We start from the raw sequence: 18,234 nt of genomic DNA, 5'->3' as shown, positions 1-18,234 counted from the left end.
TAATATGGTTTCTTGGAGAGGTTTTTCAAAAAAAAGTCCTGCTGAGCGTTGGGAATATCTGAAAGAAAGCCAACTGCTATCTCATTGCGCATTGGATAGCTTGACTCAGGGAGAGCTACTGCCACTAGCTAGAGCCGATCAGATAGCAGAGAATGTCATCGGACGTTTAGCGCTGCCTATGAGCTTGGCTCCTGATTTTCTGATTGATGGCAAGACTTACCATCTCCCTATGGTGACCGAGGAACCTTCTGTTGTTGCTGCAGCCAGTTACGCAGCTAGGTTGATTAGGCGCTCGGGAGGTTTTACCACCAAGGTCCACCAAAGACGGATGATTGGCCAAATCACCTTGACTGATGTTCCAGATCAAGAGGTCGCCGGTCAAACTATCTTAGCCCACACAAAAACCTTGATTTCTCGGGCCAATACAGCCCATCCTTCAATTCTTAAGCGCGGCGGCGGTGCCCGTGAACTTTGGATAGAGCACAAGGATAGTTTTCTTATTGTGTATATAAGTGTCGACACCAAAGAAGCAATGGGAGCTAATATCGTCAATACCATGATGGAAGCCCTATCTCCTACCCTAGAGAAGCTTTCTGAGGGGCGCTGTTTAATGGCAATTTTGTCCAACTATGCGACTGAAAGTTTGGTCACAGCTGAGTGTCGGCTTGATTGGCGCTTCCTCAGCCGCAAAAAAGCAGAGGCCAGAGAACTCGCATATAAGATAGACTTGGCTTCTCGCTTAGCCCAAGTCGACTCCTACCGAGCAGCAACGCATAATAAGGGAATCTTCAACGGTATTGATGCCCTAGTCTTAGCCACTGGGAATGACTGGCGAGCCATCGAGGCCGGCTGTCACGCCTATGCTAGTGCTTCGGGCAGCTACCGTGGTCTCTCTCAATGGACAGTTGATCTAGATGCTAAGCAAATTATTGGACGGATGACCTTACCTATGCCAATCGCAACTAAGGGGGGGTCTATCGGTTTAAACCCTAGTGTTCAGACCGCTTTTGAATTATTGGGAAATCCTGATGCTAAAACCTTGGCAGGCTTGATCGTCTCACTCGGGCTGGCGCAAAACTTCGCAGCCCTTAAGGCTCTTGTCAGCACCGGTATTCAAGCGGGACACATGAAGCTTCAGGCAAAATCCTTGGCCCTGCAGGCAGGAGCGACAGACAAACAGGTTACTCAAGTTGTTGATCAGCTATTGCAAGCTGAGCACATGAATCTGGAAACTGCCCAAGCCATAGTAAAAGAACTGGATTGACAAGATCCAGTTCTTTTTTTTGCAACATCCTTCAAGGTAAGAGCTACTCCTTAGACAGAGTGTCAGCGATTATTTTAGTGTAGGCAATAGCTCCTTGGTCATTAGGATGGGTCATATCTTCAGTTAGAAGTTGACCTTCTTTATCATGGGACAGGCCATACCAATCAATGATATGCAGATTGTCGTATTTTTGATCAGCTTCATTAAGGGCTTGGTTGACATCGTTGGTCCAATAATACTGTGACTTTTCAAGATTGATATTGATCCAATAAACCTGACGATCCCCTGCTGCTGCCATGACCTGATCAATCTGGCTGGTTTGAAGTGTCGCACCATTTTCATCACGATTTATACCAATACCGATGACTAGGGTATCGAGATCCGGATGGTTAGCTACCGCCTCCTGTACAGTTTCTAAGGCATGCTCAGGTTTACGGCCAGTCGCCCCGTCAAAGAAAGCATTGGGGAAAACTTCTAATAGATCATCGTAAGTCATGGCAATCATAGAATCACCCAAAATACCGACTTTCTTCTGATTAACAGCATCGTATTCCTCTTGGCTTATACCATACTTATTGAGGATAGCAGGGTCAGCCGGCGTTCCAGCTGGTTGCGGATTTTGCTGCTGGTGAGTCATTTTCGCTTCGTTTTGTTTTAGCTGATCGGTTATCTTGTTCTGGGCAGCTGTTTTGTCGGGTGCAGTAAAAACAAGGGTAAGTGCAGCAATTACAGCTAGCCCTGTCATCAGCGTTAAAGGCCACTTGAACGGGAAGGGATGACCTTTTCGAGCATAAAATTCACGAATTTGCCGCCAAGTAATCCGCCGCAAAGGGACTTCTACCAATCGATAGGTTATCTCTGTTAAAACAACTACGAGAGCTAAAGCAATCAGAACCGATAAGGGGGATTTGGGATTAGGCAGCTTTAACTCTGCGAAAGTTAGAATAGGAATCTGCCAGAGGTACATGCCGTAAGAACGAGTCCCTAAATAAGCCGTTATAGGGTTGGACAGCCATCTATTAACACGCAATTGGGGATGGACTATGGTAGCGATGAGGATACATGACAAGAAGCTAAAGAGCCACATTCCCCCTCTGTAGGTGAACCACTCTTGGTCAGGCAAAAAGAAAAAACAAATGCCCAGGACAAGCATGCTGGTCAGAGCAATACCGTTGAACACCCGCCGATCCAGTTGAGATAGACGAATATTTGCCGCCTTATCACTAGGATAGACAAAAGCCAGTGCAGCTCCCATTAAAATGCTGAAAAGCCTAGTATCTGTTCCGTAGTATATCCTTGTCGGATCGACATGCATGCGATAGAGAAAAGACATTTCCAAGAAGGATAAAAGTAGGATAACATCCAATACGTTAAAAATCAGGGTACGCCTATTTTTAAAGACCTTCATCAGCAGGATAATAATCAATGGCCAGAACAGATAAAACTGCCCTTCGATTGATAGGCTGTAGTAATGCTGAAAGGGCGCCTCTGCTATCAGCTTGGCAAAATAGGACCCTCCTTTAGCAATCTGCCACCAATTATTGACCGAAAAAATACTGGAGACAAAGACCATGCGTATACCATTCAGGAGATTCCTTTGGAAAAAATACATATAAACGGTACTTAGGAGTATTACTGCTACCATATTGGGATAGAGCCGCTTGAAGCGTCTGAGCAGGAAGGATTTAATATCAATTCCACCAGTCGCCTCATACTCTTTCAATAGGAGGTCTGTGATTAAATAGCCAGATAGCACAAAGAAGAGGGCAACCCCGAGGTAGCCACCCCTAAATATTGACGGATAGATATGATAGAGAATAACAGCTAGAAGACCAATTGTTCTTAAGCCGTCGAATCCTGTAATATAGCGTTTTTTCATGTTTAATTCCTTTTTGCGCCAGAGGCGTTTAATGTTCAAAATATACCATAAAATACCAGGCTTAGCAAGGTGGGGCGCGTAATTTAAGCACCTTACAAAGTGAAAAAAGGAAAATGCTCTAAAGTTTAGCCAAGGATAAAACAGTGCTGGTTTGTACTGACCCCAATTGTTAGATTTTCTGTCTAACTTTTGGGGTGCAGGTTAGTTTTATCTTAACCGTTTTTTCTTGACTTCCGTTTTTTATAAATGTATAATCTAGTTATTGAAACTAGATGAAAGGAGGATAGTAATCTTATGACAACCGCTTATCCCAAATGGGAAGAACTTCCCAATATTGATTTATATTTAGACCAAGTTTTGCTTTATGTCAACCAGCTAGCAGCACCTGCTACCGTTCCTAATGATAAAGGCTTGACCTCTTCGATGATTAATAATTATGTTAAGCATGGTCTGGTTGAAAAACCAGTCAAAAAGAAATACAGTCGCAAACAACTTGCCCGCTTGATCGCTATCACTACTTTCAAACCGGTATTTTCCATTCAGGAATTAGGCCAAGTTTTAGAAGCTTTGACGGCTGATAACCAGTCACAAAGGTATTATGATGCCTTTGTGTCCTGCATGAATGGCGAACAGGATCGAGATATCCCCGAGATTATCGTATCAGCCTGCCAAACATTAAAACTTTATCATCATACGCACAAACTCGCCCTCAACCTTCAAGGAGGTCAAAAATGAATGCAGCACAAACTCTAAAACTTAGCAAGCGCCTTTCTTTTGGTGAAGAGGTTGCAAATAGTGTTACCCATGCTGTCGGTTCGGTAGCGATGCTTGTCTTGCTTCCCATTACAGCGTCTTACAGCCACCAAGTCTACGGAATCAAAGCAGCTGTCGGTATGTCTATTTTTGTTATCAGTTTATTTTTAATGTTCCTCTCCTCTACAATTTATCACGCCATGCAGTATGACTCTCCTCAAAAGTATGTTCTGCGCATTATTGATCACAGCATGATCTATATCGCTATTGCTGGTTCTTACACACCAGTAGCTCTATCCTTGGTTGGTGGCTGGCTTGGTTATCTCATCATCGTTCTACAGTGGGGGACAACTATCTACGGGATTCTTTACAAAATTTTTGCCAAACGAATCAATGAAAAATTTAGCCTGCTTCTTTATCTTTTGATGGGATGGCTGATTATCTTTATTATTCCTGCCGTTATTGCCAAGACAGATCCCACCTTTTGGGTATTGATGCTGGCAGGAGGGTTATCATACACTGTCGGAGCCTTTTTCTACTCCAGAAAACAGCCTTACGACCATATGATCTGGCACCTCTTTATTCTCTTAGCATCAACTTTACAATATATTGCCATTGCGTACTGCATGCTATAAAGTGCTTTCGCGTTCGCGAATAAATGGAAGTTTAAAGCCTTGTTAGAGTCATCAGCTTAGCTGGTGGTTTTCTTTATTTTTCTCAAAGAGAAAAGCTAAAAACTAGGGTATGAAACCATAAAAAAATAAGAGTCTGAAACAAAATTTCAGACTCTTTAGCATTATCTAGATTTACCAGATCGACGCAGTGGTTGATTGGCGGTCCTTATCATGGGGCGCTTCCTTATCTTTAGGCGACCCCTTAAACAATCCAGTAGCTAAAAAGCAACAACAGTTGCTCTCGAGCACTGGCATTTGCATTTCACTACTTTATTTACGCTTCAAAAGGAGCCCAATCAAAATTTACAAATGTCTTAAATAGCTCCCCAAAAGTTCCATGAAAGCCAAGGTCTTTTCCATGATAGGTCAGGCTGGTTACAGGGTAATACTCCGGAACAGTTGAACAGCCCATAAGAGCTCTGATAAAGTCATTAGGGTTCTCAAATTTTTGATGGCGTTCAATTTGATAAGCATCTGTATAAGTCATTTCAATCATAATATTCCCTCTCTTTCTTCTTTAGTTTATGCTCTTAGTTAAGAAAGGTCAATTATTTTGACCGAAAATTAGCGATTGGCCTCACTTAGTTTTCCATAAAGTAAGTAGTCAACCTGCCTTAGTTCACGTAAATTTTGACAGTTGAGAGCACACATAATCAGACGAAGATCCTCTTTCCAACCGTTGATTATCTCAACAACTTTCCCAACAGGATAGCACTCAACCAACTCCAATATCGTACGCGAAAGCCCTACTGCTTTTGCACCGAGAACAAATGCCTTGACCATATCAAGTGGATTTCTAACTCCACCGCTGGCTAAAATTTCAGCTTGGCTCGTTAGAGCCTGCAGATTAAGCAGGGTTTGAACGGTTGACTGCCCCCAGTTATTAAGGTAAGAACGATTCCCCCCGCGCTCATTTTCGATATAGGCAAAACTCGTTCCTCCACGTCCAGAAATATCAAATGTTTGGATACCTGACTCCAACCCATATTCTACTGTTTTTATATCCATACCAAAACCGACTTCTTTTAGGATAAGAGGCACAGAAATTTGGCTGACATAATCAGTTAAATGTGACCGCCAAGTCTTAAAGGTTCGCTCCCCTTCAGGCATAAGAAGTTCCTGCATGAGGTTGAGATGAACCTGTAACAGTAAGGGCCGCATTGCTGCTACAGTCTGCAATCCTAACTCAGCTGGTTTATCCAAGCCAATATTTGTTCCCAAAAGCACTTCAGGTGCAATCTTTCTAACATCATAAGAATCATCGTTAGAATTTTTCAGGGCTGCGCTATAAGAGCCCGTAACAAACAGCAAATCACAGCTTTCGGCAACTTGGGCTAATTTTTGATTAATGCTCCTGGCCCTGCTTGACCCTCCAGTCATGGCATTGATATAAAAGGGAAACTCCCAATCACGTCCAGCGAAGTGTGTGCTGAGATCAATGTCCGACAAGTCATATTGAGGGAGAGATGAATGAATCAGCTCCATATCATCAAAGCTATTATAAGGTGCTTTGTAGTTAAGGGCATACTTAATGTGGTCATCTTTACGGTTGCTCATATATTTCCTCAATTCAAAAAATAGTCTGCCTTTCTGTACCTATCTCACCAGCCAAACAATCCGATAAATCGGCTGCATTTAGTAAATTCACTGTGCGAACTGGCACAAACGCTCTATCTATAATTTTAAAGCGTTGGATCAGCTGGAATTGTGCCAGCTACAGCAATTTTCTACCAGACAAATTATCGGCGGTTCTATTGGCAACAAACTATAAAAAGTAGATCGCCAAGGATTCAAGAAGCTAGGTCACCAACTCACCATTTCTCTTTATGTAGTATTTCAATACCTTTTTCCCGCCACTGTTTTTTCAGAATGCAACTATGAACCTCGTCAAAAGACAGAGCGATACCACAGTCGCCACCACCTGCACCTGAGGATTTAGCAACAGCATCTAAATTTTCTGCAGCTGCCTCTAAATTCAATAGATCCTGAGTATAAATGGCTGGGTGGAGATCTTTCAACAATTGGCTAACCCTTTGTAACTGCTCCTTAATGGCTGCCTTGTTCCCAACTTTTAGACCCTCTGCTGCAGCCATAACAGCTGCCTGCGTCTGCTCTAAAAAACGAGGGGTAATGGCTGCCTTTACTTGATTAATCATGTTCGCAGAAATGGCAGGCTTCTTGGTCCATCCCACCAAAAAATCACAATTGATAGCAGTTTTAATTGGTTCAATACGATAGCCCCAGTCTCTCTTTAAAACATCTCCTAAATCAGCAGTCTCAATCCAGCTGCGTATTTGGGAGCGGTCAAAAGAGGTAAAAAGAATTAAATTCTCGTAGGCAATGCAGGCCAAGTCACCCATAGAACCATTATCTCCTCGCTTGAGCAAGGTATAGGCTGCCAATTTAAAAAGGAGTTCCTCCGACCAATCTTGATGGTATAAAGCTGCCATTGCCTTCAAAACCAGCAGCGTTACACTACCACTAGAGCCTATCCCAATTTTTTTACCCTCCTTCTCCATTTTGCCACTGATAGTAAGAGCAAAGGGGTGAGACCTCAGCCCCTGACTGACTAGGAAGGAATTAGCAACAGTTATCGTTTCCTGGATCAAGGCATAGCTACTGTCTGACGTCATATCGGCAGTGTAGCCGAACATATCTGAGCTCAGCTGGTAGCAAGATGCTGACTCAATCTCTGCACTCATATAAATTGGGATATGCTTGATAAGAGCCACTTGTCCTGGCGTCAAAATAGCATATTCACCTGCGATATAGAGCTTACCGCCAGTCTGTACGCTATATTTAGTCATGAGCAGGATCCTTTGTTTTTGATACTATCGTACGATAGTGTTCCTGAAAAATCGGGACGAGTTGATCTAGGTCCTCCTGACGGCAGAGAACTTTAACGTTTGGCCCTGCATCCATAGTAAAATAGCAACTATACCCCTGCTGGCGTAATGATTTAACAAACTCCATAGCTTTGTAAGATTCCTGCGTTAAGTATGAAAATGGAGGCTGAGCTGCACTCGTTGTTGCATGCATCAGCAAGGCATTGGATTCTGCTAACTGGCCGACCTTATGAAAATCATTTCTAGCTAGGTAGGCCAACATATCCTGATAATCAATTTCAGACTGCCGGACCCATTGTTCAAAATTGCTAGACGTTTCTGTACAGCGTTTCATTCCTTCACGACTAGAAATGGTTTTGGGCTGATCATTTAAAACTAGCATAATCATTGCCAATTCTAAATCGGTTTTCACCTGATAAATCTCACCTGTATCCTTATCCCAAGCTGAAAGTGGTCCAAAGAATGAACGGGCAGATGATCCTGAGGCAAACTTGGCATATTGAGCCAGCTGGGTCTGATTAAGACCAAAATCAAACAGTTGGTTGCAAGCCTTTACCAAGGCTGATAAACCGCTGGAACTGGAGGAAAGTCCTGCTGCAGTTGGCATATTATTAACGGTATCAATACAGACACGATCTTTTCGATCCTTGCGGAAAAAATCAACGATTTTCGTCATCTTGTCATGCTCAGCTTGACTTTGCAAAACTCCATCAATGTAAAATTGGTCTGCTTCAGCAGTTTCTGGTAAGAAAGACAGACTAGTCTCTGTATACATATTTTCCAAAGTTAGCGAAATGCTGCTAGTAGCTGGAATCATCTTTCGTGTGTTAGCCTTCCCCCAGTATTTGACAATAGCAATATTGGCATAGGATTTTACATTTACAGACTTTCTATCCACGTATTGGCCGCTCCTTCTTTTTTTAGCATGTGAGACATATCCTGTGCTTCTTTTTCATTTCGGCAAAGTACAATAATACAGCCACCTAAGCCTCCCCCACTCATTTTTGCACCAATTGCCCCTTTAGCTTGGGCAACTTGGACTAAGTGATTGGCTTCTGGACTCGAAACACCTAAGAGATCCAATTCCTGATGGGCTTGACTCATGGCCTGCCCAATCACAGACAAATCCTTGGCCAATATTCCTACTTCAATAAGATTTGCCAAGTCACCCAGACGGTGTAAATAGGGTAGGGCTTTTTCTTCCAAATTACGTACCTTTTGAACCGCCTCGCGTGTATGCCCATGGATACCTGTATCAGCAATCACTAGGTAAGCCTCCAAATCAATAGGCATCTCTGAAAATCCTAAATTTCGGATAAATTTGATAGCAGTGTCGCTCAAGCATGTCTTTGCATCCAAGCCACTAGGATTTTCATGAGCAATAATTTCTGCCTGATTGGCTAGCATTTCCAGAACGGGACCTGATAAGGACCTGTCGAAATAATCAAACACTGCTCGAATAGCTGCGATAGCTACTGCCGCTGATGACCCCATCCCTCGTTTTTCAGGAACATTAGATTCAATCACAATTGATAGCTTTTCATCTGCCTTCTCTAGGTATTCCAAAGCAGCAAAAACCGCAGTTGACAAAGGATCAGCAATATCAATCTCCATGGGCTTCTGGGCTTCCTGCACACGGCAAACGACTTCAATATTTTTCAAAGGCAGGGCTATGGCTGAATACCCATAAACCACTGAGTGCTCACCAATTAGGATAATTTTGCTGTGGGCACGTCCAAGTCCAATTTTTTGCGTCATTTTCTATTTTCTCTCGTTATATTCCTCATAATATTTTAGCTTAAAAAAGTAAAAAAAGCGACCATAAACACAAAAAAAGCTTTTATCGTCATATTAAACTTTCAGAAATTGAGGGCGCAGAAATATTATAGCTGCTATTATTTTACATAATTAATATTACGTATCATATGCTTGTATTATCCTTACTATAAAAAGGAAAAAGCGCAAAAAGTATGAAAAAGGGAGTGGGGAAAGAACCCAAAAATTGAAAATTTTGGTTCTCACCACTCCCTAATTTCTAGGCGGTGACCTGAAACGGTCTCTGTCTCTCCCCAGACCTTTTAATCGGGAAATAAGATGAACGCTGTTCATCACATTTGTTTAGATTTTCTGCCTTGGCTTTGTGACAAAAAGAAAGCTAGCCAACCACTGGGCCAAAGACTTATACCAAAACAAGAATACTGGACAAGTTTTTGCCCTTCTCTTTACAGACACTCTAAAATAGTATCCCAAGCCTGATCATACCCTTGACGAGTCTGGGAAGAAAAGACAATAAAATAGTCATCCTGCTCAAAATTGAAAGCTTTCTTAATAAGAGATTCCTGCTTATTCCATTTACCCCGAGGAATTTTATCAGCTTTAGTTGCCACCATAATAACAGGAATTTCATAGTATTTAAGAAATTCATACATCTGAATATCATCCGCTGTCGGTGCGTGACGCATATCTACTAAACTAACAACTACACGCAAATTATCGCGTGTCACTAGATACTCTTCAATCATTTTGCCCCATTTAGCTCGCTCAGACTTAGATACTTTGGCATAACCGTATCCCGGAACATCTACGAAACGCAGCTTATCATCAATATTATAAAAATTGAGCAACTGTGTCTTTCCAGGCTTACTGGAGGTACGCGCCAGATTTTTACGCCCCAACAGTGTATTGATGAAACTGGACTTCCCGACATTAGAACGGCCTGCCAAGGCAACTTCCGGCAGGTCATCCTTAGGATAATGAGATTTATTAGCAGCGCTGAGTAAAATTGAAGCGTTATGGGTATTTAAAAATTGCTCGTCCGTCATCGTCTATCTTCTTTTTCTAGGCTGTTTTTAAAATCGGTTTATCAGTGCCGTCGACAGCAGCTTTTGTGACACGCACGCTAGCTACCTCTTCCTGACTCGGAATCTCAAACATGATATCCATCATTGTCTCTTCAATAATAGAGCGCAGTCCACGGGCACCGGTCTTACGATCAATGGCCTTGGCGGCAATAGCTTCCAAAGCTTCCTTGTCAAACTCTAAGTCAACACCATCATAAGAAAGCAAGGTTTTATATTGTTTAACCAGAGCATTTTTAGGCTCAGTCAGAATACGAACAAGGTCTTCCACAGTTAGCTGTTCCAAGGCTGCTAAAACAGGTAAGCGACCAATAAACTCAGGGATCAAACCAAATTTTTGAATATCCTCTGAGATAATCTGCTGCATGTAAGAAGCATCGTCATCTAAGTTTATATTATTTTGACCAAAACCAATGACTTTCTCACCGAGACGCTGTTTAACAATTTCTTCAATACCATCGAAAGCTCCGCCCACAATGAAGAGAATATTTTTAGTATCAATTTGGATCATCTCTTGATTAGGGTGCTTGCGTCCTCCCTGAGGTGGAACACTTGCAACAGTTCCTTCAATGATTTTGAGGAGAGCCTGTTGAACCCCTTCTCCAGATACATCGCGGGTAATCGAAACATTTTCTCCCTTTTTGGCAATCTTATCAATTTCATCCACGTAAATAATGCCGCGCTCAGCTCGTTCAATATTAAAATCCGCAGCTTGAATCAACTTAAGAAGGATATTCTCAACGTCCTCACCGACATAACCAGCTTCAGTAAGTGCTGTTGCATCGGCAATAGCAAAAGGAACATTGAGGCTTCTTGCTAAAGTTTGAGCTAAAAAGGTCTTCCCAGATCCTGTAGGTCCAATCATGAGAATATTTGATTTTTGCAAATCGACATCATTGTCCTGACTGCTTTCTGAAAAACTAATACGCTTGTAATGATTATAAACAGCTACAGCCAGAGCTCGTTTGGCCCGATCTTGGCCAATAACATAGTCGTCTAAAATTTGCAGGAGCTCTTTTGGTTTTGGTACTTCCGCTAAATCAGCCAGAACTTCTTCAGCCAATTCTTCCTTGATGATTTCCTGCGAAAGCGCTACGCATTCATTGCAAATAAAGACACCGTTGCCAGCGATGATCTTCCTCACTTCTGTTTGATTTTTGCCACAAAATGAGCAATAAACCATTGTATCATTCGTTGTTGTGTTGTCTGCCATAATAGTCCAATCTTCCTACTTTAAAAAAGTGTGCCATAAAAGGCATGGATGGTATTGATAAGATTTGTCAAAGCGTTCAGGAGAAACAGTGCTCCTAGGCCATAACGATTTTTACGAAATGCCGGAAGCGCACAAAGCACACAAATAATGGCTAGTAGCGCTGTAAATACTCCAAAGATACTTCTTTGCATGAATTATTAATTCCTTATTCTATTTTAATTTTCTTAATACCGAGACAGTAAAATCAAAAGGATTCTTATCATCCTTTTGATAAACTTCCTCCGAAATCAGCTGGTAATTGTCTTGCTGGATATCAGGAAAATAAGTATCCCCTTTAAACTTAGCTTGGATACTGGTTTTTATTAAAACGTCGAAATATCTCTCAAAGGCCTTATAAACCCCAGCTCCACCTGCAATATAGAGGTCTTTTTCCTGCTGTTCAAACCATGAAAGTACTTCCTCTATACTAGATACAGTTTGAACCCCATCAACTTGATACCCCTTATCATGGGTTAAAATCAACAGTTCACGTCCAGGCAAAGCCCTTCTTCCCATGCCATCAAAAGTTTTGCGCCCCATGAGAACTGCTGCTTCCATGGTCGTTCGCTTAAAATGCGCTAACTCAGCAGGTAAATGCCAGGGCATCGTCTGATTAGCACCGATGAGATGATTTTGATCCTCAGCCCAGATCGCAATAATTTTCTTTTTTAAATGCTCGCTCATATTACGTTTATTCTATCAGAATTCGAGGGAAAATGCATTTGAAAAAATTCAAACAAATTTCTGCTATACCCTTTTTTATCAGTCTTTAACAAGCAGATGATTAAATGGCTAAATCAAATTTCAGTTGGGGTTTTACCGGCTCATAATCGATCAGCTCGAAATCCTCTGGCTTGATGTCGAAAAAATTCGTTCCATCTGGAACATTCAAAACTAGGCAGGGCTGACAGGCAGTTGGCTGACGACGCAGCAGTTCTTTTGCCTGTTCAAACTGATTATCATAGATATGGAGGTTGTTGACAAAATAGAAAAACTTACCTATTTTCCAGCCAAAATGTTTCGCAATCATCATCTGCAGGGCCACATACTGCATAGCATTAATATGATGAGCAACCAACATATCATTGGAACGCTGAGTCAGGGTGGCATCCAAGTAGATTTCACCATCTACCCGCCGAACATCAAACATGGTTTGAAAAGCACAAGGAAGAAGGCCTTCTGATTCCTCGAAAGCTTCATAATCCCAAAGACTGATGACATTGCGGCGGTTCCAAGGGTTTTCTTCGAGCTGCTTGAGAATTTTAGTTATAATATCGTGCTTTTTGACAATAGCACCGTAGCGCTCACCGATAGTACCCGTATCTCCGATTTCCCAATCATTCCAGTATTTAACGTGATACTTATCGTTTAATATGGTAAGGTCATTGCTCTGCTCTTGGTAAATCCAAAAAATTTCTTTGATAGCTGATTTTATTGGAATTGGCCTCAAGGTTGTAATTGGAAATTCTCCCCTAGCTAAATCATATTCAGCAAAGGAGCCCGTAATATATTTTGAATTAGCGGTTCGTCCATCCTTGTATTTGGGACGGGCTTGCTCCGAAAGCACCCCTTGTGTCATAATTTTTTGAATATTGTCCTTAAAAATATCATCTGCTTTTGTCATGGTATATCCTTAAAATAATTATTACTTCATATTCTAGCGAATTTTAAGCAAAAAAGCCAATAGCTGCTACCTAGCTAGTTAAAAACCTATGTTTAGGAGTGATTTGAAGAGGCTTTAAGTTTTTCCTTCAGAGCTTTCATGTCATTTATGTTACAATAGAATCATATTAAACTTGCAAATAGAAGGTAGATGTATGACCATTGGAATTGATAAGATTGGTTTTGCGACAGCCAGATATCAGCTTTCTATGGCTGATTTAGCCTCAGCTCGCAACACCGATCCTAATAAATATTCGATTGGATTAATGCTGGATTGTTTAAGTATTGCTCCTATTACAGAGGATATTGTCACTCTAGGCGCCGCTGCTGCTGAAAAAATCCTGACGGATGAAGACAAGGCAACCATTGATATGGTCATTGTCGCCAGTGAATCCAGTATTGATCAGAGTAAGGCTGCTGCAGTCTTTGTACACGGCTTATTAGGTATTCAGCCCTTTGCCCGAAGCATTGAGATGAAGGAAGCTTGTTATAGTGCGACAGCAGGGCTTAACTATGCTAAGCTGCATGTCTCAGCTAATCCACAGTCTAAGGTGCTCGTTATTGCTAGTGATATTGCCAAGTATGGCATCAAAACATCAGGAGAACCGACCCAAGGCGCCGGTGCCCTTGCTATGCTGGTAACGGCACAACCTAGAATTATCGCTTTCAATGACGATAATATTGCTCAAACTCGCGATGTTATGGACTTTTGGCGTCCCAATTATTCTGTAACCCCCTTTGTTCAAGGCATGTTTTCGACTAAACAATACCTAGACAGTTTAAAGACAGTCTGGACCGAATACCAAAAACGGCAGAATCTCAGTCTAGAGGACTTTGCAGCCTTTTGCTTTCACATTCCATATCCTAAACTGGCTAACAAGGGACTTAATAAATTGATGGACAAAACCCTTGATGATAGGGTACGGGCGCAATTGCAAGAGCATTTTGACAGTTCCATTCATTATAGCAGACAGGTGGGAAATATCTATACTGGCTCGCTCTATCTTAGCTTCCTATCACTATTGGAAAATGCTCAGTCTTTACAAGCTGGTGATCGCATCGGCTTCTTCAGCTACGGTTCCGGTGCGGTTTCAGAGATTTTTAGCGGAAATCTTGTTGATGGTTTTAAAAACATGCTGGGGGACAGCCAGCAAAAAGAGCTTGATCAACGTAAACTTATCAGCGTCCCTGAGTACGAAATGATGTTCTTTGAGGAGGCTGAGCTTGATCAGGATGGCAATGCTTCATTTATAGATTATGATACCCATACCTTTGTTCTTGATAGTATTGTCGAACATCAACGTCGCTATAAGAGGAGATAAGCAAAAAATGACTGCTAAAAATCGTCATAATCACACTAGCCGCAACTTGCTAGCTATTATCTGCCTTGTTTTTATTCTTGGGGCTGTGGCCTTTATGGTAAAGAATCACAGCTCCAAACCCAGTCAGTTGTTAAAAACGGAAAAAACACAGAGTCAGCAAACAGCTAAGACTCCTAAACAGATTAGTGAAGCAAGAAAGTCTAACAGGACCAAGGTCAATTGGGAAAAGCAAGATGAAGCTATCAAAGTTCCTATTTTGATGTACCATGCCATCCATGTTATGGACTCTTCTGAAGCAGGCAGTGCCAATCTCATTGTTGATCCTTCAACCTTCGAAAGTCATATTAAAGCACTATCGGAGGCTGGTTATTACTTTTTGACTCCTGAAGAAGCCTACAAAGCGCTATCAGAAAACGTTTTACCTAATGGCAACAAAAAAATTGTCTGGCTAACTTTTGACGATGGAGATGCGGATTTTGTAAATGCCTACAATATTATGAAACAGTATGGGGCCCACGGCACCGATAATATCATTACCAGTTATATTGATAAGGAAGGTTTTTTAACTACTGACCAGATTAAGGAAATGAAATCAGACGGCATGTCCTTTCAAAGTCACACTGTGAACCATCCCGATTTATCAGCAACGGCCGAGGATACTCAAGACACAGAACTCAGTGAATCCAAAAGATGGCTGGACCAAACTCTAGATCAAGAAACGGTCGCACTCGCCTATCCTTCTGGACGTTACAATGACACTACTCAGTCATTAGCTGAACAAGATGGATATAAAATGGCGGTAACAACCAATGAAGGGTTAGCCAGTGCCGATAACGGTTTTTATACTCTTAATCGCGTTCGTATCCTGCCGACAACAACGGCCGAGGAGCTGTTATCCACAATTTCATGGTAAAGACTTAGGGTACAGGTACTCTTTCCTTTATTATAAACGGAGAAATCATTACTGATTTACTTAACAAAACTAGGATAAACAGATGGACAGTACCGCTATCTTGTTTATCCTAGTTTTTTTCAGCTTGTTGTCCCAACTATTTCTGATAAATCGCGCTTGTTTAAGATCATAAAAAACACTCCAGTGCGAACCACTCTCCAAAGTGGATTGCTAGTCTACTTTGAAAGGGGACAATAGAGCGTTTTTCATCTATATAAAAATGGGCAGGTGCTGCCTCAGGGCTTTATCTAGTCATAAAACAGTAGGCAGCTCGATAAATTATTTAAGATATAAAGAGCCAATTTGCTTGGCGAAAATTCCCGGCAGAGAAGTAGAGTCGAATGACACCGTATGCTTGATATACAAGTACTCCTTTACCCTCAGGTTCAGACGCTTAAGCCAATTTGGTGAAATCGAGAACTTTGCGGCCTTGAATTTTACCAGCTTCCATTTCATCGAAAACGTCAGGTGCTGTATCTACCTCAACTGTTTCAACGACTGGTACCACTAGACCGCGTGCACCAAAATCAAAAGCCTCTTCCAAATCTTTGCGTGTTCCCACGAGTGAACCAACAACACGGATCCCATCAAGAACTGTCTTAACAATAGAAAGTTCCATATATTCTGATGGGAGACCTACAGCAACTACTGTACCGCCCGCACGAACGCTGTCGATAGCTTGATTAAAGGCAACCTTTGAAACAGCTGTTACAACAACACCATGACAGCCGCCAGTTTTTTCTTGAATATAAGCAGCAACATCGCCAACTTCTTTACCATTGACAATAATGTCTGCTCCAGATTCTTTAGCGAGATCGAGCTTATCTTGGTTAATATCCACAGCAACAACCTGTGCATTGAAAACCTTTTTAGCATATTGAACAGCTAGATTACCAAGGCCACCAGCACCAAAGATACAAATCCATTGGCCAGGGGCTGCGCCCGCTTCTTTAATAGCTTTGTAAGTAGTCACACCTGCGCAGGTAATCGATGAAGCTTGAGCAGGATCTAAACCTTCTGGAACTTTGACAGCGTAATCAGCTGTAACAACTGCATATTCACTCATGCCTCCATCAACGCTGTATCCAGCATTTTTAACAGAGCGACAGAGCGTCTCGCGTCCTGTTGTACAATACTCACAGTGACCGCATCCTTCGAAAAACCAAGCGATAGAGACACGATCGCCAACCTTTAACGATTCGACACCTTCTCCAATCTCTTGGACGATACCGATACCTTCATGACCCAGAATACGTCCGGGCACTTGTCCAAAATCTCCGTGAGCGACATGCAAGTCTGTATGGCAAACTCCACAATACTCAACTTTTACCAGTGCTTCACCATGTCCAATTGTTGGTAAAGCATGATCTACAACCTCAACACCATTTGATGCTTGGTTAACAACAACTGCTTTCATCTCGCTTCCTCCTATGTGCGATTAATTTTTTTGAAATCGATTACAAGAATATTGTACATTATTGCACAATCTTGTCAAGTATTTTCTGCAAACCAAGCGGGAGCTACCAAAATTCTGCTAAGACAAGAGGCCCAGACGCTCAAATCCCTTATAAAGACCATCTTCTTCAACATCCTCAGTCACCATATCAGCCATCGCTAAAATCTCAGGTCCACCATTGGCCATAGCAACCCCAATTTCACAATAGTTTAACATAGGAATATCTACCTTGGCATCTCCAAAAGCAATGGTATCTTCCTTAGTCAGCTGCAGGTGATTCAAAAGGACATCGATCGTATGGGCCTTATCAATATTAGCTACTCCTAAATCGCCAAAAAGGGCTGTCTCGCCCCTGCCTCCCCAGGTACCTGCTTTTAATTTCGGAAAGGCTGCCTTGGAATCTAAATGATCTTGATAGGAAGACAAAATAAAACTAATTTTATTAACATCATTGCGATAAAGTCGATCACCATAAATTAGGCCGTGGAGGGCATCTTCAGCCTCCAAGTTAGCAACATCTTGCTCCCTTGCCCCCTTGCGTTTAGCATAGGCTCTTATCACCGGTCTTGCTACCTCTTTAAAATTTTCACTAGCAAATAAACCGTTATTACTTTCAAGGTAAAACTCTAAACCACGCTCGTGTAGCCAATCGACAATAGCATGCGTGTCTTGTTCAGAAATTAGTTGGTGCATTAAAACATGTCCCTGATGTTCTAGGTAGGAACCATTACCACCAATCATACCGTCTAAGCCGATATCCCACAGTTCAGGCTGCACCTCAGCTCTGCTACGTCCCGTACACATATAAACCAAGTGTCCCTGAGCTCTTGCTTGGCGAATAGCCACTATGGCAGACTTAGGAATGCGATTCTCATAGTCTACTAAGGTTCCATCCACATCTAAAAAAATGACCTTTTGCTTCATAAACATGCTCCTCCATTAAGATTTAAGATACCAAAGGCTTTAAAAATTCGACTGAGAAAATATGAACTTGGACGAAAACCTTGGATTGCGAAGTCTGTTAACTTTTTCAAAGATTTAGGCTAAGTTCAATTCTGCTCCACCACACCTATTATAATGGAGATCCAGCAGCAAAGATAGGCTCTTTCTTTTAAAAACTGATACTATCCTATGATCCTTAGACTTCTCTTTCCAAACAAGTCAAAAATCCATTAAATACGATACTACATTTCCCAATTTGTAAAATTAAGCTAGACAGAAAAAAGCCATTTATGTTAGGCTCAGATAAACACCACATTTGTCTGAGAGGAACTACCATAAATGACCTACACCCATCTTACCACAAACGAACTCGT

At 41.8% G+C, this 18,234-nt stretch carries 17 protein-coding genes; 5 read left to right on the top strand and 12 right to left on the bottom strand.

What is annotated here, in order from left to right; translation table 11 throughout:
* Positions 1–4: 4 nt before the first annotated feature.
* Positions 5–1,264 carry a hydroxymethylglutaryl-CoA reductase, degradative gene (locus AC4HAL_RS05140; protein WP_491093280.1) on the top strand — a complete coding sequence of 420 codons (1,260 nt, stop codon included), beginning with the start codon at positions 5–7 and terminating at the stop codon, positions 1,262–1,264.
* Between the two features lie 43 nt (positions 1,265–1,307).
* On the opposite strand, the gene AC4HAL_RS05135 is transcribed toward AC4HAL_RS05140, so the two are convergent.
* Positions 1,308–3,143, bottom strand: coding sequence for an acyltransferase family protein (locus AC4HAL_RS05135; RefSeq protein ID WP_491093279.1), 1,836 nt, complete (start codon positions 3,141–3,143; stop codon positions 1,308–1,310).
* 294 nt (positions 3,144–3,437) lie between these two features.
* Between AC4HAL_RS05135 and AC4HAL_RS05130 the strand changes: the two genes are divergently transcribed.
* Both AC4HAL_RS05130 and trhA read left to right on the top strand, forming a co-directional pair.
* Positions 3,438–3,878 carry a DUF1836 domain-containing protein gene (locus AC4HAL_RS05130; RefSeq protein ID WP_491093278.1) on the top strand — a complete coding sequence of 147 codons (441 nt, stop codon included), beginning with the start codon at positions 3,438–3,440 and terminating at the stop codon, positions 3,876–3,878.
* On the top strand, positions 3,875–4,531 hold the full coding sequence (gene trhA, locus AC4HAL_RS05125; protein WP_491093277.1) for a PAQR family membrane homeostasis protein TrhA: 657 nt from the start codon (positions 3,875–3,877) through the stop codon (positions 4,529–4,531). The genes AC4HAL_RS05130 and trhA overlap by 4 nt, the downstream gene beginning before the upstream one ends.
* A gap of 313 nt (positions 4,532–4,844) precedes the next feature.
* Here trhA and AC4HAL_RS05120 read toward each other — a convergent pair whose 3' ends face one another.
* The 9 genes from AC4HAL_RS05120 to AC4HAL_RS05080 all read right to left on the bottom strand — a co-directional run bounded on the left by AC4HAL_RS05120 (position 4,845) and on the right by AC4HAL_RS05080 (position 13,150).
* Positions 4,845–5,066, bottom strand: coding sequence for a DUF4649 family protein (locus AC4HAL_RS05120; RefSeq protein WP_447451415.1), 222 nt, complete (start codon positions 5,064–5,066; stop codon positions 4,845–4,847).
* 68 nt (positions 5,067–5,134) lie between these two features.
* Positions 5,135–6,127, bottom strand: a complete 993-nt coding sequence (fni, locus tag AC4HAL_RS05115) for a type 2 isopentenyl-diphosphate Delta-isomerase (RefSeq protein ID WP_491093276.1) — start codon at positions 6,125–6,127, stop codon at positions 5,135–5,137.
* A gap of 254 nt (positions 6,128–6,381) precedes the next feature.
* Entirely contained in the window at positions 6,382–7,377 is a 996-nt protein-coding gene (locus AC4HAL_RS05110; protein ID WP_491093275.1) for a phosphomevalonate kinase, read from the bottom strand.
* On the bottom strand, positions 7,370–8,314 hold the full coding sequence (mvaD, locus tag AC4HAL_RS05105) for a diphosphomevalonate decarboxylase (RefSeq protein ID WP_491093274.1): 945 nt from the start codon (positions 8,312–8,314) through the stop codon (positions 7,370–7,372). The genes AC4HAL_RS05110 and mvaD overlap by 8 nt, the downstream gene beginning before the upstream one ends.
* On the bottom strand, positions 8,296–9,174 hold the full coding sequence (mvk, locus tag AC4HAL_RS05100) for a mevalonate kinase (protein WP_491093273.1): 879 nt from the start codon (positions 9,172–9,174) through the stop codon (positions 8,296–8,298). Before mvk ends, mvaD begins: the two co-directional genes overlap by 19 nt.
* Positions 9,175–9,638: 464 nt before the next feature.
* Positions 9,639–10,238 carry a ribosome biogenesis GTP-binding protein YihA/YsxC gene (yihA, locus tag AC4HAL_RS05095; protein ID WP_491093272.1) on the bottom strand — a complete coding sequence of 200 codons (600 nt, stop codon included), beginning with the start codon at positions 10,236–10,238 and terminating at the stop codon, positions 9,639–9,641.
* A 16-nt stretch (positions 10,239–10,254) separates the two neighbouring features.
* Positions 10,255–11,487 carry an ATP-dependent Clp protease ATP-binding subunit ClpX gene (gene clpX, locus AC4HAL_RS05090; protein ID WP_491093271.1) on the bottom strand — a complete coding sequence of 411 codons (1,233 nt, stop codon included), beginning with the start codon at positions 11,485–11,487 and terminating at the stop codon, positions 10,255–10,257.
* Between the two features lie 210 nt (positions 11,488–11,697).
* Complete coding sequence (locus tag AC4HAL_RS05085; RefSeq protein ID WP_491093270.1) at positions 11,698–12,210, bottom strand: dihydrofolate reductase; 513 nt, start codon at positions 12,208–12,210, stop codon at positions 11,698–11,700.
* Positions 12,211–12,310: 100 nt separating this feature from the next.
* Positions 12,311–13,150, bottom strand: a complete 840-nt coding sequence (locus tag AC4HAL_RS05080) for a thymidylate synthase (RefSeq protein ID WP_491093269.1) — start codon at positions 13,148–13,150, stop codon at positions 12,311–12,313.
* Positions 13,151–13,343: 193 nt separating this feature from the next.
* On the opposite strand from AC4HAL_RS05080, the gene AC4HAL_RS05075 reads away from it, so the two are divergent.
* Complete coding sequence (locus AC4HAL_RS05075) at positions 13,344–14,510, top strand: hydroxymethylglutaryl-CoA synthase (RefSeq protein ID WP_491093268.1); 1,167 nt, start codon at positions 13,344–13,346, stop codon at positions 14,508–14,510.
* 7 nt (positions 14,511–14,517) lie between these two features.
* Complete coding sequence (locus AC4HAL_RS05070; protein ID WP_491093267.1) at positions 14,518–15,423, top strand: polysaccharide deacetylase family protein; 906 nt, start codon at positions 14,518–14,520, stop codon at positions 15,421–15,423.
* A gap of 433 nt (positions 15,424–15,856) precedes the next feature.
* Here the strand turns inward: AC4HAL_RS05070 and adhP are convergent, their stop codons facing one another.
* Positions 15,857–16,879: an alcohol dehydrogenase AdhP gene (adhP, locus tag AC4HAL_RS05065; RefSeq protein ID WP_491093266.1), complete on the bottom strand. Its 1,023-nt coding sequence runs from the start codon at positions 16,877–16,879 to the stop codon at positions 15,857–15,859.
* A 117-nt stretch (positions 16,880–16,996) separates the two neighbouring features.
* Positions 16,997–17,842 carry an HAD family hydrolase gene (locus AC4HAL_RS05060; RefSeq protein ID WP_491093265.1) on the bottom strand — a complete coding sequence of 282 codons (846 nt, stop codon included), beginning with the start codon at positions 17,840–17,842 and terminating at the stop codon, positions 16,997–16,999.
* Between the last annotated feature and the right edge of the window lie 392 nt (positions 17,843–18,234).

This window comes from Streptococcus sp. ELY_125, assembly GCF_058314535.1.
Note: the sequence above shows the minus strand (reverse complement) of the source record. Positions and strands in the feature narration are given on the sequence as shown.

Bases quoted from the DNA above. Each gene is read 5' to 3' on its own strand.
- AC4HAL_RS05140 (WP_491093280.1), top strand. From the start codon at position 5: ATGGTTTCTTGGAGAGGTTTTTCAAAAAAAAGTCCTGCTGAGCGTTGG.
- AC4HAL_RS05135 (WP_491093279.1), bottom strand. From the start codon at position 3,143: ATGAAAAAACGCTATATTACAGGATTCGACGGCTTAAGAACAATTGGT.
- AC4HAL_RS05130 (WP_491093278.1), top strand. From the start codon at position 3,438: ATGACAACCGCTTATCCCAAATGGGAAGAACTTCCCAATATTGATTTA.
- trhA (WP_491093277.1), top strand. From the start codon at position 3,875: ATGAATGCAGCACAAACTCTAAAACTTAGCAAGCGCCTTTCTTTTGGT.
- AC4HAL_RS05120 (WP_447451415.1), bottom strand. From the start codon at position 5,066: ATGATTGAAATGACTTATACAGATGCTTATCAAATTGAACGCCATCAA.
- fni (WP_491093276.1), bottom strand. From the start codon at position 6,127: ATGAGCAACCGTAAAGATGACCACATTAAGTATGCCCTTAACTACAAA.
- AC4HAL_RS05110 (WP_491093275.1), bottom strand. From the start codon at position 7,377: ATGACTAAATATAGCGTACAGACTGGCGGTAAGCTCTATATCGCAGGT.
- mvk (WP_491093273.1), bottom strand. From the start codon at position 9,174: ATGACGCAAAAAATTGGACTTGGACGTGCCCACAGCAAAATTATCCTA.
- yihA (WP_491093272.1), bottom strand. From the start codon at position 10,238: ATGACGGACGAGCAATTTTTAAATACCCATAACGCTTCAATTTTACTC.
- clpX (WP_491093271.1), bottom strand. From the start codon at position 11,487: ATGGCAGACAACACAACAACGAATGATACAATGGTTTATTGCTCATTT.
- AC4HAL_RS05085 (WP_491093270.1), bottom strand. From the start codon at position 12,210: ATGAGCGAGCATTTAAAAAAGAAAATTATTGCGATCTGGGCTGAGGAT.
- AC4HAL_RS05080 (WP_491093269.1), bottom strand. From the start codon at position 13,150: ATGACAAAAGCAGATGATATTTTTAAGGACAATATTCAAAAAATTATG.
- AC4HAL_RS05075 (WP_491093268.1), top strand. From the start codon at position 13,344: ATGACCATTGGAATTGATAAGATTGGTTTTGCGACAGCCAGATATCAG.
- AC4HAL_RS05070 (WP_491093267.1), top strand. From the start codon at position 14,518: ATGACTGCTAAAAATCGTCATAATCACACTAGCCGCAACTTGCTAGCT.
- adhP (WP_491093266.1), bottom strand. From the start codon at position 16,879: ATGAAAGCAGTTGTTGTTAACCAAGCATCAAATGGTGTTGAGGTTGTA.
- AC4HAL_RS05060 (WP_491093265.1), bottom strand. From the start codon at position 17,842: ATGAAGCAAAAGGTCATTTTTTTAGATGTGGATGGAACCTTAGTAGAC.